Raw genomic sequence first — 16352 nt, 5'->3', positions numbered from 1 at the left:
TTTCGTCCCTTATGCGTTGGTTCATTATTTTTCGTGTTCTTATTAAAATTTTAATGCCTTATTCTACAGCTAACGAACTGAGGTGAGGTTATTTGGTGCATTTCAGCTCATCTGAAAATGTAATGAACCTGAGACCCGTTATATTCGTGTATTAGGTGTAAAAACGTTGTTTAGCGCTTATTTCGAATGAAATAACTTCGCTGAGATTCGTTACATTTTCCAACTCACCTAAATTCCCGATATAAGGTGTGTGTGTGGTTCGTTAGAATAAAAAAATGGCCGCCTTATTGCTTCGTCTGTAGTAGACAGATTGACGCTTCGCACTACCTGAACTTGAACAGCGAATCCAACGGAATTACCAATTCAGGATATATAACAGATTGAATCGTTTCCTGCTCTGTATACAGATGACGGGTCTGGTAGCTGCCATCCTCCAGCGTGTACACATGGACGGTTTGATTCCCGGGGTCAACAATCCAGTATTCGTTCACACCATATTTCTGATACAAGTTAAATTTTTCGTTAAAATCCTTTAACGCAGTCGAAGGTGATAACACCTCAATAATTAAAGAAGGCGCACCGTGACAGCCACTTTTGGATATCTGGTCTTTGGAGCACACTACCGATAAATCAGGCTTGATCTGGTAGGTCATATTGTTCATTTTCGCTAAAATACACATCAAAAGGGGCAACAAACACGAAACATTTCCGATTCTGAAAAAAAGTCCGTAAAGAGAAGTGCAGCTCACCCACAATAAACTGGTGCAATGAAGTGGGTGCTGGGGACATATTAAAAGCTTTGCCGTTAATTAATTCCCATGCCCCCTCCCAAGTTAACCAATCCTGAAAGTTATAAGTACCTTTATTATCGGGTTTTGCCACACTTCCAACCTCCTCTTTCACTAACCGTAATTTATTTTCATTATAACATTGTGTTTGCGCCTTTTCACACCATGCCTCTTATTATGAAAAGATGGATTCCCGTTTACTTCGCGTGGTGCGCACCTCTACAACTTTCCCGGCACAGCCATTGTCTCCCTTCGCCTGGAACATTACTGTAACGCTGTTTTTGCCTGATGTTACGGCCTCAGGAATATCGTAGGTCACATAGAACACGTCGCCAATTTTATTCATGTGAATTCTCTGCTCGCCAATGAGTGTTCCATCCACGGTAATAGCGAATTGTCTGTCATATAACTTACCTTCCCGTTTAAACGCGGAATGATCTCCGCCCCAATAGGCCACACATAGATAATTGGTTGCTTTACGATCCACCGCCAGTTGGTAACTGAAGTAAGCTCCACTGACGCCAAAAGCCTCTCGCCACATATGCAACTTCTTACGGCCATCCGTGGTAGAACCATTATGATGCTCCCCACGGCAATTACTATCCAGTTGATGTCCGATCTCATCCTGCTGACCATCCGCCTGAACCCTGTCGATCGTAATATCGTTCAACTCTTTCTCCAGGGCGTCCCCTTCATCGTTAAACGGCCAGTACACAGTATAAAATTCGTGATGCACATCATAGAACGGAATGAGCTTCACGGCTTCGCCTGTGGAAGTAACATCTTTGCTAAGCTCAAATGTTAACGTGTCTGCATCCACAACCTTGATCCACTCTCGTACATCCTCCTGCTCCGTCCAGATCACAGGTACAGGTGCAGTCTTGGGATTCAATGCTGTTTCGTCCACGATCGTATCCTCGGGAAGACCCTCGTTTCCTAGTGCACCAGCGAGTACTATTGGGCCGTACAGGAATGCCACCTTGTGGGAATCATCCCTGGCAGTGTACTGGCGGAGTGACATCGGCAGTGTGATGGTGATGACATCGCCCGTTGTCCATGTGCGCTCGATGGAAAGATAGCCGGGTTCCATCCGTGTATACGGATGTTCCGTATCCCCGTTAACTGTTGCCGTCATTGGCTGTTGCAGCCATGAGGGCACACGTAATCTTAGATGAGCCGAGGCGTTGCCTCCGGTGATCGTCAGGGTTACCTTTTCCGAATAAGGAAAGTCGGTTTCAAGCTTCAGGGATAATCCCTGTGACGCCCAATCCAATTGGGAAGCGATATACAGGTTGACGTACAGGTCCTGTTCATCCTCAAAATAAATCGCCTCGGCATATTTGCCCGGGTTCTCCATGCCTGATCCTGTGCAGCACCACCAAGCGGTATCGTGAGTACCATAGATTTTGTAGTGGCCTTGCAGCGTTGATGCAAAATACGTTTTGTTCCCTGTATCGGGGTCCTGCGTGCCGAGGATGTGATTATAGATGGCGTTTTCATAATAGTCCATGTAGGCGCTATCGGGATTCCAGGCGAAGAGTTGCTTCGTTAGATGTAACATGTTGTGAGTACAACAGCTCTCTCCTGTTTTGATGCCCAGACTTTCCATACCCTTTGCTTCGTAATGCTCTGAAATGCTCGTCGCACCAAATACATAAGAACGATGATGCACCGTGGTGTTCCAGAAAAACTCTGCTGCTGTCCGATAACTCTCATGGGTATGGTCCTGATTGTAGATTTCGGCTGCACCTATCACTTTGGGAATCTGCGTATTGGCGTGTTTGCCTTGAAGATCGTCCTGCTTGTGCTCCAAGGGTCTCAGGATCAATTGATGGGTGAACTTGTTAGCGATCTCAAGATATAAGGCTTTGCCGGTAATCCCATACAAATGTGCAAATACTTCATTCATGCCCCCGTGTTCACTTTGAAGCATCGTCTGCATCTGTTCTTCTGTCATCGGAAGCAAACCTCCGACCGCCCAGTCTGCAAATCGAGTAACCACCTCAAGTGCCTGTCCGTTGCCAGTGAGTTTATGGGCATCAATCAGGCCGCGATAGATTTTGTGCACACTGTACCAGGGAACCCAGTATTCACCGATATTGAATCCACCGATATTCTCTGCTCGAAAAGCCATGTGGAAAGGTTCTTCGGACAAACCACCGATATATCCGCTCCCCGTGGTCTGCTGGATTCTCGCCAGTTCGGTGACCGCATAATCCAGTCTTTCTTTTAACGTGATATTCCCGGTTGCCTGATACGTCACAGCCAGGGCAGACAGATAATGTCCGAGAGAATGTCCGCTGATGGTACGTGCCTCCCAACCCGCGTAGCGCTCTTTTCGGGCAGGTAAACCATGCGCTTCGAAGCATGGAGCCAGGAATCGATCAATATCCAGCGATAACAGGTAACGCTCCCCCACCTCTTGTGATGTTTGGAACACACCATTTAACAGATCTACATGTTCCGGTCCCAGAAATCCTTTTTTCGTATCAAACATGACACTCACTCCTTCTCGGGATGTAATAGATATCCATTGATTATTGAGGGGTAAAATCCGTGTTCTGTTCCATATGACTAATACTCATCAATCTACTGTAGAGCTTGAATATCCCCATACTATCAAATAAAATACAATTACATCAGACTCATAATCCAAGAAAAGGTGGATAAATCCGTCCTATGCAAAAGCCACTGGAACATTACCTGTGCGGCAAGTTCATATCCGAAGGCAACTGGAGCCATATGAGACGCAGCATGCCTGTGCATGAGATCATTTTGATGCTGGAAGGTGAGATGTACATCGCGGAAGAAGAGGAACAATATGTAGTTCGTGCCAACGATCTGTTGTTTCTGCGCGCCGGTCGCACCCATTACGGCTACCAGATTAGCGACACACCCGTCAGTTTCTACTGGGTTCACTATGATGCCGTGCAGGCAGAATTCAACCAGTTTAGGACACATGCCACCATTCAGGTACCTTCCATGGCCAATCAGTTATTCAAGCAATTGCTGCATGTGTCATCCTTCTCACCAGGAGAAGCCGACGCTGCTTTGTTACTGTTGTTCAAGGAGCTGGAGCGCAATATAGAGGCGGATTATCGCCCGCATAATGCAATTGTGGACCATATCTGCAAGTGGGTCGATATTCATCTGCATACAAACATCACGGTGAGTCAGATTGCAGAAAATTTTAATTTTAACAAAGACTATATCTCCAAAATGGTGAAGCGCGAGAAAGGTACTGGACTCAAAACCTATATCCTCACAGAACGTATTCGCCGGGCAAAACAATTGCTGCTCAACACCAATGCCAGTGTAAAAGAAATCGCCGGACAGTGCGGCTTCTCCGACTACAAGCTGTTCCTGCGCATGTTCAAACAATACGAAGGCAATACGCCAACCGAATATCGCAATCATCTGTATTCCACACAGCTCAATCGCTGATGCGCTACGATCTATAGAAATGACTGAGTTACCTATAGAAAATTTGAATGAATCGGATTGAATCCGTTATGGTAAAATGCAAGAAAACTATATTCCATACTTAACCCATAAGAGAAGGGGAATTATAAGATGACAACGGCTGCCGTTACGATTCACCCTGCCACAGAAGCAGACCATCCAGAGATTGTAGATATCCTTGTTGCAAGTTATGCCGAGTATCGGGAGACTTTTGAGCAAAATGAACGATGGGAGGCCTACCTAAAAGATATTCGAGAGTCTGTGGTTAATCCGTACCTGACACAATTATGGATCGCGAAGATTGATGATCAGATTGTCGGTACAGTCCAATTATTCGAAACAGCACGCAAGGCTTATCCAAACTTTGAATTGCCAATCGATTATCCGTTTATTCGGCTGTTGGGTGTTGATCCAAAATGGAGAGGTCACGGAATTGCCAGAGTATTGCTCCAGCAATGCGTAGATTCTGCCAAGGAGATGGGCAAAAATACGGTGTATTTATATACGGGCGGTCAGATGGTCAATGCCATCCGGTTATATGAGCGTTTTGGATTTACAGAGGATGAGGAATTCAGCTCCGAGAGTAGCGGGGGCAAGGCAATATGTTACCGTTATGATTCCTAGTGTTGGCTAACAGCAACCCGCGAGCGGAGAATGAAACGTAAAAGACCGTTCATCATCATGAACGGTCTTTTACGTTTATAAATATCAATTATATAAGTTGCACTAATCATTTACACGATAACGGAGAGGACAGAAAAAACCTGAAAAAGCGAAGCGTTCGCCTTTATCCCCGGATTTCCCCTTGAGAAAAGGGAATTGAAAAAATCTGGGGATAACAGCGATTGGAAGGTTATTCTGTCATCCTAGTGTCAGTGTAAACAATCTTTAGTTCAACTTATATAGCATTTGAAATAATACATCGCTATTGATTTTTTAACCGCCAATCTCTACCAAAATCTTCGCATGGCTCTTGTCGCTCATTAACAGCTCAAGCCCTTCCTGCACGATATCGTCCAGTTTGATTTTCTTGGTGATGACCTGTTTCACATCGAGCGACCCTTCAGCAATCAATGAAATCACTTCAGGGAAAATGTGGCGATATGCCAGCGTTGCCGTTAGATTCGCTTCTTTGACCAGAAGATCGAAGAAGTTCACCTGAAGCGGATTTGGTATCGCTGCGATGACAACAACTTCTCCACCTTTTTTGACAACCGCAATGGCGCTATCCATCGTTGGCTGCACACCCGCTGCTTCATAAGCCACATCAATACCGCCCGATTGTTGCAAGATCACCTCTGTTGCATTGACTTTGGCACTGTTCACCGGAATGGCTCCCAGTTTGGCTGCCAGGTCCAGACGTTCCTCAAATACATCGACTGCATAGATTTCAGAGGCTCCTGCTGCTTTGGCAGACAGAATGGTCAATAATCCAATTGGACCTGCTCCATATACGGCTACTTTGTTCCCCACTTTCAGCTTGCTGTGACGAACCGCGTGAAAGGCTACGGCTGTAGGCTCTACAAGCGCACCTTCTTCGAAAGATACGTTATCCGGTATGGGATGAACCATATATGCTTCAACAACAACATACTCCGCAAAACCACCATCACCATTCAGTCCAACGAATCCAAATTGAGTACATTGGTTATAGCGACCCTGGATACAGTACTCACATTTTCCACAATGGTACAACGGCTCTACCACAACTCGATCCCCTACACTGACACCGCTTACATTACTCCCCAATTCACTTACGGTTCCTGCAAATTCATGACCCAATGTCAACGGTGCTTTCTGTCCTGAGAGCGGATGATTCTCGCCTTCTTGAATTCCTACACCATGATGATAGGCATGCAAGTCACTGCCGCAGATCCCTGCATATTCCACTTTGATTTTGACTTGACCCGCTTGAGCAACCGGAACCTCCCGCTCTTCCACACGCACGTCTTTATGGGCATACCATACTGCTGCTTTCATGAAGTTCATCCCCTTTGTATGATTGTCTATATATTATATCGCTGTTCATGTATTATTCATATTTATAGATACTAATGTTAACATTAGTTGTATTAATGCTAAACGGAGATGAAATCATGAATCTGGAACAGCTCGAATATGTCGTTGAAATTGCGAAAACGAAATCATTCTCCGCCGCCTCTGAGCATCTACATGTCACTCAATCGGCGATCAGCCAATCGGTGCATCGTCTGGAGAAAGAATTGGGTATCATCCTGTTCGAACGCTCGCGGCAGGGTACTCATCCCACTCCCGAAGGCAAACAATTCATTGCCAAGGCACTGGACATTTTGCAGCGGATTGATGAATTGAAATCCCTGAACGCCGAAGCCTCCTCTCTTAGCGGAGAGCTTCATGTAGCTACTTTTCCAAGTGTCATGCCCTATCTTGTCCAGTCTGCTGCAGATATGAAGCGTGAGCACCCGCAACTTAACATTTCCATTGAAGAGAAAGGGTCCATGGAAATTATCGAAGATATTCGCAATAACAAAACCCATCTGGGCTTTATCGCGATCTATGCGAAACAATTGCGGGAATTCGATGGACTTCACTTCAGTCCCATGTACTCGGGTAAGCTGGTAGTTGGTACTCATCACCTGTCTGAACTTGCCAAGCACAGCCGTGTTACACCGGATCAATTAAAAGAACACAAGCTGGCACTGTATCGAGATGGTTTCATCGAAGACTTCATCAAGGAATTCACCTATGATCATGGACCTCTGTCCATTCTGTTTAAAACAAATAATTCAGAAGCCATCAACATGGTGTTAAGAAACGATATTGCCGCCACGATTGGTCACGACTTTTCCTTTCACCAAAATCCCTTATGGAAAGAAGGTCTGGTGAAGATGGTAGAGATCGCTGGAATCGATCAACCGAAAATGCAGATTGGCTTCGTGCAGACGGAGTCCAAGGAGTCCGCCGTAGCTGCAGAACGATTCGCCCAACGCTTCAGACAGGCGATAGAGCTGGATCATTTAAAAGTTTAAATTTAAAAAAGTGCTCCACCCTTTGAAAGAAGTTTGGGATGAACACCAACTTCTCCAAGAGTGGAACACTTTTCTGACTATCTCTTGCGTTACTATTACTACACCTTACTCAAACTATACTTTAACTTTACGTACAGCTTCACTCATCTCGTTCGTCTGCTGCTCCAGCATTGTGGAGGTCTGTGCCACCCTGTTGAACATGGCCGACTGTTCACGCATTAAGCGATAGATTTCATCCGAATGATCCGACACCCCGGCTGAGATCTGCGAGATCGTATTGACGGAGGCTGCAGCCTCTTCCGATCCTGCCGAGATTTCCTCTGCCGCAGCGGAGACTTCCTGAATGCGACGGGTCACCAGTTGGAACGCATCAACTACATGGGCGAAAGCTTGCTCCGCTTCTGCGGTAATCGTAACACCTTGTCCAATCTCGGTTGCAGTAACCCCCATCTGTGAGCCAATCTGTTGTGATTCTTGTTGAATACGGACCAGCAAGTCGGAGATCCGTTCCATGGATGTGCTTGAGGCCTCAGCAAGCTTCCGAACTTCATCCGCCACAACCGCAAAACCTTTGCCGTGTTCTCCTGCATGTGCTGCCTCTATGGATGCATTAAGCGCAAGTAGCTTCGTCTGACTCGCAAAGTCACGAACCGTGTGCAGGGCACCACCAATTTCCTGGGAGTAGTTGTTCAGCACCTGAACCATCGCTACAACTTCACTTGAGACATTTGAGATACTCTCCATCTGTGTTTTCATCAGTGTCATGCTCTGTTTACCGGACTCCGCCGTAGAAAGCGCACTTGATGCCGCATCCGACACAACCATCGAGGATTCGGATATATCCGTTATGCCTTTTGCGATCTCTTCCATCGCATGCGCGCTATCGCTTGCACCCTGCTTCTGCGTATGTGCACCCTGCCTAATCTGTTCGACAGATTGATCAACCGTCTTGCCCATCTCAAGCATCTCTTCGGTACTGCGATTAAATTCCTTCGTTGATTCTGATAAAATATCTGTGGTTACTGCTACGCCTTCAACCATGTTACTCACAATCTTATTCAAGTTCCCGGACATATGTATCATCGCTTGATATGTTGTTCCAATCTCATCTTGGCTGCGCAAACGATACGACGTCAGAATTCGGTTCGCTTCTGCAAGCTCACCCTGTGCCATTTTTTCCACACTCGCCTTCAGCGGTTGAAGTGGCCGCAGTCCTCTTACGATAAACCACGTGACAACAGCAATGCCTATAAGTGTAATCAGTAGCAATAAGGCATAGAAGGGAATACTCGATTTCATTATATCTGACTCAATGCTTCCGATCACCGATACTGCCGTATCGATCCCAATTACACCTGTTACAGCACCGTTACTATCCAGCATGGGAGCGTAAGAGGAAATATAGTCGCCGTACTCCTCATTGTTAATAATCGAAGAACTGGCTGTTTGCCCCTGTAACAGCTTCTGCACAGCCTCCTGAGGGACATCCGTTACTTCATTAATCGGTGAGGCTTTATCTGCATCCTTCATACCGTCCACCATAATAAGTGGCGTACCTTTGTCATCTATTTTGACGAAATACACATACATTGCACCAATGCTTACGCGAAAGTCATCCAGTTCATCACGAATCTTCAAGAATTCGTCATTCTCCTTGGGGTCCTTGGCAAACTCGGCATAAGATGCTGTATCCAGCTGATTCACATAACTCTGAGCAATCTGGATGTTGTAACTCGAAATGGCCTCCTGCGCAGCTAGTTTCATATTGGCCACCTGTAACAGCATGCTTCCAACGGCTATAATCGTAATGACCAGTGTGACTACTGCAACAATGCGCACAACCAAACGTTTTCTAAAAAAACCAATCATCCGCTCCTCTTCCTCTCCCGTGAACCCAAGCCTTTTTGACTAGGCGCTACCCAAAAAACGCATGCTTGAAGCACTATGTATGGGAAAATAGTAAACGAATATGTCGAATTAGGCAAGAAAATATTGGGTTTACATAAAAACGCTATCATGGCCGTGGTAGCTTTGTTCATTGGAGCTGCATCTAGGCATAATTTTGGAGGATTTGTTTAGGTTCTTTGCAGTGAAAAATGATAGAAAAAAACATCCCGGCTCAAGCGCCGAGATGTTGATGTGTTCTACATTTGAATGTAAAAAATACTAAACTGTTCGTCCATTCGTCTTCCTGAATCGAATCAGGGACCATATAATCAGCAACGCGAGCACGGCAATACAGATGCTAATGCTGAACCGATTCCCTTCATCAAACACAAACATCACCGCAATCACACTAAGACATAGTACAACGACTCCGGTTATGTAAGGGAATCCCCAAACTTTGAAGGTCGGTTGAACCGGATATCTCTTCCGTAGTTTCAGCTGTGATGAAGCAATACAGATCCACACAAGGATTACAACAAACCCCGGAACTGCGAGCAATACGCGGAACAGTTGATCCTGCGCGAACAGGCCTAGCAAGGAACCTCCGAGCAAAACTACTGAGCACACCAGAAGTGTGTTAACAGGGCTTCCGTTGCGATTCGTCTGTGACAATGCCTTTGGAGCTTCACCGCCTACTGCCATGGAGTGCATCATCCGGGATGCACCATAGATCCCTGAATTCGCAGCAGACAGAACCGCCGTCACCAAAATAAAGTTCATTATGTGTGCTGCTCCCGGCAGTCCCGTGGATGCAAGCACCTGTACAAATGGACTGCTCTCCGGCCCGATCTCATTCCATGGGATAAGACCACAGATGATGAGAATCGGCAAGGTGAAGAACAGAATAATTCTGAGCATGAAATTGCCCACGATTTTTGGCATCACTTTTTCTGCATTTTCCGTCTCGGTCAGCGTCAGACCAATCAGCTCCGATCCCCCATAAGAGAACATAACCACAAGCAGTGCCGAGAAGATCGATGACCATCCGTTCGGGAAGAACCCGCCTGCTTGCGTATAATTTTGCAGATAAGGGGTGTTATCACTTGGGATAATGCCAAAGATCAATCCTGCACCCAGGAAGATAAAAATAATGATCATGGCAATTTTGATCCCGGCCAGCCAAAACTCAAATTCCCCGAACACACCTACACTTAACAGATTAACCAGTATAATGAACGCCGCACATGCCAGACTCAGCATCCACAGCGGTACTTCACTGAACCAATACTGCAAAAAGCTCCCGGCGGCAATCACCTCAATGACACACACCGATAACCATAGAAAGCAGTACATCCATCCCATAACAAAGGATACTCTGCTACCAAATGCCTCCTGCACGAAGTCTTTCATATTTTTGTTCTTGTACACCGTAGCCATCTCCGCCATCGCGGCCATAACAACCAGCAGCAATAATCCGGCAAAAATGTACGTGACAATAACGCCCGGACCTGCGAGTCCAATCGTCTCTGCACTGCCTTTAAAAATTCCCGTTCCAATGACACCACCCATAGCCATAAAACTGATGTGTCTTGGTTTAAGCTTCTTCTGTAGTGTTCCTTCTGTCTGAGCCAATTCAAGTCCTCCTGATGTAAAAAACGTCTGTAATGCTGTCTTGTTTCATAGACATAATGTCCAGTATACCCTATTGTCCATCAATCAGCCCAGAAGTTCCTCATGGCCAATTCATCCCAAACATATATGGACATAACCTATGTTTTATACCCCACAATGGCACGAAGCAATCTGTGTACAATCCAGGTTAGCAAAATGTACCCTGCCCCATAGATGAACCAAGCGCCTATGTTACTACCCCATGTTGAAAGATCACTCGCGATATACAACAAAGGCAGCATAAAAGATATAACCAGCGCTACCCAGAGTCTAAACCAATTGGCAAAATAACTGCATACTCCAAGCATCACAGCAATGATGGGACATAACACCAAGACAGCAAACAGCGGATTCATATGATCGAACCACCAGTAAATCATGTACGACTCCCTCCACATTCTTCGTCACAAGGCCACGTTGTTTTAATGCGTATTATTGAGTTTATTCTACTCTTTTTCCATCTCTTAAAATGTACGATATGTTGCAAAATTAAAAAACCAGCGTCCTGTAAAAAAACAGAATACTGGTTTGTCATGTGAATTCATTTAGATTTTTTTCGTCATAAACGTGCTGTTCGGGTCCAATACATAATCTGCGAATGGTTCGCAATATTCAAATCCGAAATCTTCGTACATCTTCCTTGCCGGGATAAATGAATCCATTGAACCCGTCTCCAGACTGATTCGCTTATAACCACGGTCTGTGGCAACCTCCATAATATGTGCCAAAATTTTTCTCGCTACGCCTTTTCTCAGATGAGCCGAAGCGGTACGCATCGACTTCAACTCTGCATGCTCTGGATCAAGTTCTTTGATAGCCCCGCAGCCGAGCAAGTCGTCCCCTTCCCAAGCACACCAGAAAGTAATTTCGGGCTCCTTGAGTCCGTCCAGATTCAACGCATGAATACTTTCTGGAGGCGAATCTGCTGCCATCCCTTGCAAGTGCTCCGCAATTAAAGCCTTAACTTGGACTCCACTCAAATCATCCACTTTGATCTCCATAACGTACCACTCCCGCCGACATTTTTATTGGTTTTATCACTGAATGTATATCAATCATTTCATCTTACTACCGTGTTAGGTTTTATGACAAGAGGTTACTTATATCCACTGAAATACGCTATTGTGATTCACCTATAATTTCCAGTATGATGAGGCTATCAGATGCCAAAGGGGCGAGGTCTATTGCGAAATATACATAGAGTTAAACGTGGAACTAAGGTGAAGCAAGCTTAACTTAATTTAAAGGAGAACCCTATGACACTCACTACGGATAACCTGTTTTATAGCAAACGATTAAAGATGACGCCACCACGCTCTGAAGACGTGCAGACCATGCTGCAATGGAACGAAGACCCGGAGTACCTTCGGAATGTGGATACTGACCTGGCCATTCCCTATTCGGAGAAACAGTTGGAGGATGAGGGCGAAACGAAGAACAAGGAAGTTTATTTCAGACTTCGCACGCATGAAGAAGATACGCTGATTGGTTTTGTCGTCATTCATGGCATTGAATGGAACAACCGCTGCGGACAGCTTGCCATTGGCATCGGACTTGCCAAACATCGCAACAAGGGATATGGTACGGAAGCGTTGAATCTTATTTTACGATATGCGTTCCATGAGATGAATCTGGACCGAGTTGGTCTGGATGTCATCGCCTACAATGCCAAAGCAATCCGTTCCTATGAGAAGGTTGGTTTTCAGTTGGAAGGTCGGGCACGCTCAGCTGTATTTCGTGATGGTAAGCGTTATGACCGCTTGATGATGGGAATCCTAAGACCAGAATGGGAAACACACAATCAGATCCATACGGAGGGTGAACAAGTATGACCAAGAATGCAGAAGTTACTGCGTTTATTGAACAGATTCAGATCCCCTGGCAAGTAGAAATCGCTGAACAATTGCGCCAGTTAGTGCATGATACCATCCCTGACGTACAAGAACGCGTACAATACAAGAAACCTCATTTTTTGAAAAACGGAAAGTACGCTGCGGTCATCTCGCCTTCCAAACAAGCCATGTCTTTCACCATCTTCAATGCAACCGGACTCGATCTACCCGATGGGATATTTGAAGGCCCGGAAGAACGCAAAACGATCAAACTCAAGGAAAAAGATACGCCGGACTATGAATGGTTGGCGGGATTGCTGAAGCAGGCATCTGTGGAATTGTAGACGGGTGTAGTGAAGAGGCACATACGCCGAAGTAGTAACTTAGGTGGTAATGTGTGAGTGGTAATGTGCGGTTGGAGTATATGGGGTGAGTTTGGGTTTGGGCCAAGCGCTAACGAATCGGACACACCTTATATCGCAGTTTTAAAAACATATGAAATTCTAACGAATCTGAGCAGTCTTATTACAGAAACCCCCTTCGATTTTCTTCGAAAAACCTGACAATTGGAGAAATAGAGTGGCTATGATTCGTTAGAATTCTATACTGCTGCAAATTCACCCAATAAGACGTGCTAGGTTCGTTAGACTGTGTGAGTACGACAAGCGGCCTCTGCACGTAGAAAAAACAACCCATTCTCACTCTGGCGGCTAAATAAATAGCATAAACGACTGGCTGTAGCAAAGATATCTCACATCCATCCTGCGCAGGGCAAAGGGGCATCCCATGAAGTTCCAAGAACTTCGGGATGCCCCTTTGTTATAGTCTGTCTACTACTGTCATTCCAACCTTAACAGCGGTGTAATCTTATAATAAGATGACTGCTTATAATTGCTTATAATGTTTTATACTAGCTTCCACCATCAAGATTGTTGGTACGATACGGCGGTCATCTGACACGGCTCACATATGAACATGTAATACATACCCTCACCATATTTCTCAACCTCGCCCCAGTCCAGTTGTGCGACAGCCTTCATTCTCGTGGAACAGCGTGGACATGTTGGGTACTCCGCATCTTGAACCCATCCCGGATGGCCGCCGACCTGAGATAACGATGGCTCCATCGCCCACTCACTGGCATGGAATGCATGACGCGATGCATTCGCAATCCGAAACTGCTGGCCAACATCCGCTGCAAGTTTACCATAGTCGTCCAGGTCAATCTCGTCCATTCCCGCAGGCATGACATTATGTGAACTCCATAACGGTTCCCCTGCCGCGTCCATCTCCATGTAAACCACACCGTAACTGCTGCATATCACGCAAGTCCGTATCTGAAGTTGCTGAGCATGCCAAGAAACGTCATTCAATGCTGGATGCTTAACATCCAGACTAATTAAGGTGGTTAACGCATTGCCACACCATGGACAGCAATTGGTGCTAGGGTTCAGCATCGATAGTGAACTTCCGGTTAACTCCACGTTAGGTCCTTCATTCTCTTTTACTTTATAGAGTGAATAACTTGGGGTGATGAATAATTCCCTGCGCTGCCCGTCTTTTGTAAGCTCCCAACCAGCTTCAGTGGTGTAATGCTCAGGTGCCACGTATAATTCGTTCGCCCAAGATGGAGGAGATTGTCTCCACTGCCGGAACTGCCGCACGACAACATCATCTCCGATATGGGCCAGCATGAGCAATATGTGGTTCCGATTCTCATCATCGGTATTCACCTGCTGTAAGAGATGATCACGAACCTCACCCGAGGCACTTTTATACAAAATGGCAGGATAATAGATCTCTTGTTCCAGCACCTCAGGAATTTCGGCAGTCAACGATATATCATGGTAGCAGACCAGATATACCAGAATGTCTTTGCCCGTATCTTCATCACCTGTACAAATCCGTTGCATCGCGTAATCCTTCATCTGATCTTGTTGCTCTACAGACAAAGATAGATATACCTGTTCCTCGGATTGTTCATAGGGCGTATAACGAATTAGTGGATCGCGAACCTGAGGTTTGTGCATGATTTTCAAAATTTCGACTGGGTCTGTAATACCTGCATACAAGTTCACGTCACGTCGATTCGCTTCAATGTATCTCTGACGCTCCTCGCGTTCCATCTCCTGCTTGCAAGGCATACAATAACCACCCGTTTTCAACGCTGTTGCTGGTAAAATGGTATTTGCACACCCTTCCCGTATACACGGAATTCGTTCTGTCATCCCTCCACCCCCTCTACTATCTGCTCGCTTCATCATGCCATGACAAACACGCCACAACGTGACGTGCTTGTCCCTTACTCCATATTTAAATACCTGCGTGTACCATAAAGGAAAATACGAATCAGTGATGTCCCAACTGGTCCTTGGTAAATTCGTAAAAGGCAAGCGCATCTTCACTGCTGGCAAAGCCTGCCTGAGCCATCTTTTCACTACCTCCACCTTTGCCTTGATAGGCTCCAAGATTACCTTTGAAGAAAGGTCCACAAGCCCATTCAGGCGGCTGTCCGTTCTGTGCAAGAACCACTTTGGCCTCTGAGATGCTGGCGAACAGAACAAGACCCTCATGGTCTGCCGTCAGCTTGGTAGCCAGGCTCTGCATATCCTTGAGTGATTTGTTTTCAAAGACCTGAGCAATCACCAGCCCTTGCCGAGCGGCCAGAAGTTCCTCCGCATAATAGGCATCATTGGTTGTTTTCACTGCATTCAGCTCGGTTTGTAGCTGTTTTTGCTCCAGTTCCATTTTCTCAATACGCTCCAATAATTCGTCCTTGCTGGTCTTTAATTTAACCATGATGCTATTGAGCACGTTTTGTGTAGCTGTGAATTCATTCAGCGCCCTTGTTCCACATTTGAAATAAATGCGGGTGCCGCCCTTCACTTTTTCAGTTTTCAACAGTTTGATGATCCCAATCTCACCCGTCGCCGACACATGCGTTCCGCCGCAGGCGTTATACTCCACACCCTCGATCTCGACGATGCGAATGTCTTCCGTTACCGTAGGTTGCTTCACCAATGGTAACTGTGCAGCCTCTTCTGCTGTAACCCAAGACGTGTTGATGCGAGCGTTACGATAGATCTGACGATTCACTTCTTGTTCAATGGCGGTTAATTGATTCGCTCCCAGTTCAGCCGTAGCCACATCAATCGTGTCATACTCCGTACCGAGATGGAAACTGAGGGTCATCGCTTCAGTCAGCTTTAGAGTGATTGCCGATAACAAATGCTGACCCGTATGCTGCTGCATATGATCGAATCTGCGCTCCCAGTCAATCTCACAATGTACCTCAGTCTCTTCAGGGGTGCGTTCCAGCTTATGCCATACTTCGCCATCTTCAATGTTCACATCCAGAACAGCGATGCCACCAATTTGTCCCAGATCACAAGGTTGTCCGCCCCCATGCGGGTAAAAAGCAGTCTCCGCCAGCGTGACATATACACCGTCTTCCTTGTCTACTCTGTCTGTAATCGTTGTATGCCACTCTCTTGTATAAGCAGAGTCATAATAGATTTTTTGCGTCATTGAATCATCCCGATCCCTTCTCGTTCAAATGGTTTTTTACCGATCTGCACCTAACCTCCAGATTACACTATCTGGAACTGCGAATCCAATTTAAGGCACATAAGATCGCTCCCCCATATCAAAAAGACCGCCCTGTAAGCCAAGCTACAGAGCGGTCCCTTACTTATATCCACGTT

General features: G+C 45.9%; 15 protein-coding genes. 5 read left to right on the top strand and 10 right to left on the bottom strand.

All coding sequences use genetic code 11. The features are described 5' to 3' along the window. Positions 1-323: 323 nt before the first annotated feature. From V6668_RS04895 to V6668_RS04885, 3 genes are all read right to left on the bottom strand, one after another. The gene (locus V6668_RS04895) at positions 324-662 is read right to left on the bottom strand and encodes a Uma2 family endonuclease (protein ID WP_338707845.1); all 339 of its coding nucleotides are present in this window, start codon (positions 660-662) and stop codon (positions 324-326) included. Continuing rightward, a complete protein-coding gene (locus tag V6668_RS04890; RefSeq protein WP_338707844.1) occupies positions 631-882 on the bottom strand; it encodes a Uma2 family endonuclease in 252 nt (83 codons plus the stop codon). Before V6668_RS04890 ends, V6668_RS04895 begins: the two co-directional genes overlap by 32 nt. 81 nt (positions 883-963) lie before the next feature. Beyond that, positions 964-3285 carry a beta-L-arabinofuranosidase domain-containing protein gene (locus V6668_RS04885; RefSeq protein WP_338707843.1) on the bottom strand — a complete coding sequence of 774 codons (2322 nt, stop codon included), beginning with the start codon at positions 3283-3285 and terminating at the stop codon, positions 964-966. A gap of 182 nt (positions 3286-3467) precedes the next feature. Here V6668_RS04885 and V6668_RS04880 point away from each other — a divergent pair, with 182 nt between their 5' ends. Together V6668_RS04880 and V6668_RS04875 are read left to right on the top strand one after the other, a co-directional pair. Then, positions 3468-4232, top strand: coding sequence for a helix-turn-helix transcriptional regulator (locus V6668_RS04880; RefSeq protein WP_253505819.1), 765 nt, complete (start codon positions 3468-3470; stop codon positions 4230-4232). 129 nt (positions 4233-4361) lie between these two features. Continuing rightward, positions 4362-4874: a GNAT family N-acetyltransferase gene (locus tag V6668_RS04875; RefSeq protein ID WP_338591194.1), complete on the top strand. Its 513-nt coding sequence runs from the start codon at positions 4362-4364 to the stop codon at positions 4872-4874. Between the two features lie 312 nt (positions 4875-5186). On the opposite strand, the gene V6668_RS04870 is transcribed toward V6668_RS04875, so the two are convergent. Beyond that, positions 5187-6230 carry a 2,3-butanediol dehydrogenase gene (locus V6668_RS04870; RefSeq protein WP_338591189.1) on the bottom strand — a complete coding sequence of 348 codons (1044 nt, stop codon included), beginning with the start codon at positions 6228-6230 and terminating at the stop codon, positions 5187-5189. 116 nt (positions 6231-6346) lie between these two features. On the opposite strand from V6668_RS04870, the gene V6668_RS04865 reads away from it, so the two are divergent. Further along, entirely contained in the window at positions 6347-7258 is a 912-nt protein-coding gene (locus tag V6668_RS04865) for a LysR family transcriptional regulator (RefSeq protein WP_036606191.1), read from the top strand. Between the two features lie 114 nt (positions 7259-7372). Here the strand turns inward: V6668_RS04865 and V6668_RS04860 are convergent, their stop codons facing one another. From V6668_RS04860 to V6668_RS04845, 4 genes are all read right to left on the bottom strand, one after another. After that, on the bottom strand, positions 7373-9127 hold the full coding sequence (locus V6668_RS04860; protein ID WP_036606190.1) for a methyl-accepting chemotaxis protein: 1755 nt from the start codon (positions 9125-9127) through the stop codon (positions 7373-7375). 297 nt (positions 9128-9424) lie between these two features. Next, positions 9425-10777, bottom strand: a complete 1353-nt coding sequence (locus tag V6668_RS04855; protein ID WP_036606189.1) for an amino acid permease — start codon at positions 10775-10777, stop codon at positions 9425-9427. A gap of 137 nt (positions 10778-10914) precedes the next feature. Then, a complete protein-coding gene (locus V6668_RS04850; RefSeq protein ID WP_036606188.1) occupies positions 10915-11196 on the bottom strand; it encodes a hypothetical protein in 282 nt (93 codons plus the stop codon). A gap of 165 nt (positions 11197-11361) precedes the next feature. After that, a complete protein-coding gene (locus tag V6668_RS04845) occupies positions 11362-11817 on the bottom strand; it encodes a GNAT family N-acetyltransferase (protein WP_036606187.1) in 456 nt (151 codons plus the stop codon). 255 nt (positions 11818-12072) lie between these two features. On the opposite strand from V6668_RS04845, the gene V6668_RS04840 reads away from it, so the two are divergent. Continuing rightward, a complete protein-coding gene (locus tag V6668_RS04840; protein ID WP_338707842.1) occupies positions 12073-12648 on the top strand; it encodes a GNAT family protein in 576 nt (191 codons plus the stop codon). Then, the gene (locus tag V6668_RS04835) at positions 12645-12992 is read left to right on the top strand and encodes a DUF1801 domain-containing protein (protein WP_338707841.1); all 348 of its coding nucleotides are present in this window, start codon (positions 12645-12647) and stop codon (positions 12990-12992) included. Before V6668_RS04840 ends, V6668_RS04835 begins: the two co-directional genes overlap by 4 nt. A gap of 579 nt (positions 12993-13571) precedes the next feature. Here V6668_RS04835 and V6668_RS04830 read toward each other — a convergent pair. Continuing rightward, positions 13572-14876, bottom strand: coding sequence for a DUF1963 domain-containing protein (locus tag V6668_RS04830; RefSeq protein ID WP_338707840.1), 1305 nt, complete (start codon positions 14874-14876; stop codon positions 13572-13574). 121 nt (positions 14877-14997) lie between these two features. After that, complete coding sequence (locus V6668_RS04825; RefSeq protein WP_338707839.1) at positions 14998-16176, bottom strand: alanyl-tRNA editing protein; 1179 nt, start codon at positions 16174-16176, stop codon at positions 14998-15000. Between the last annotated feature and the right edge of the window lie 176 nt (positions 16177-16352).

The organism is Paenibacillus amylolyticus (genome assembly GCF_036894225.1).
Taxonomy (GTDB): domain Bacteria; phylum Bacillota; class Bacilli; order Paenibacillales; family Paenibacillaceae; genus Paenibacillus; species Paenibacillus amylolyticus.
The sequence above is the reverse complement of the archived record's forward strand: the minus strand, read 5'-3'. Positions and strand labels throughout refer to the sequence as shown.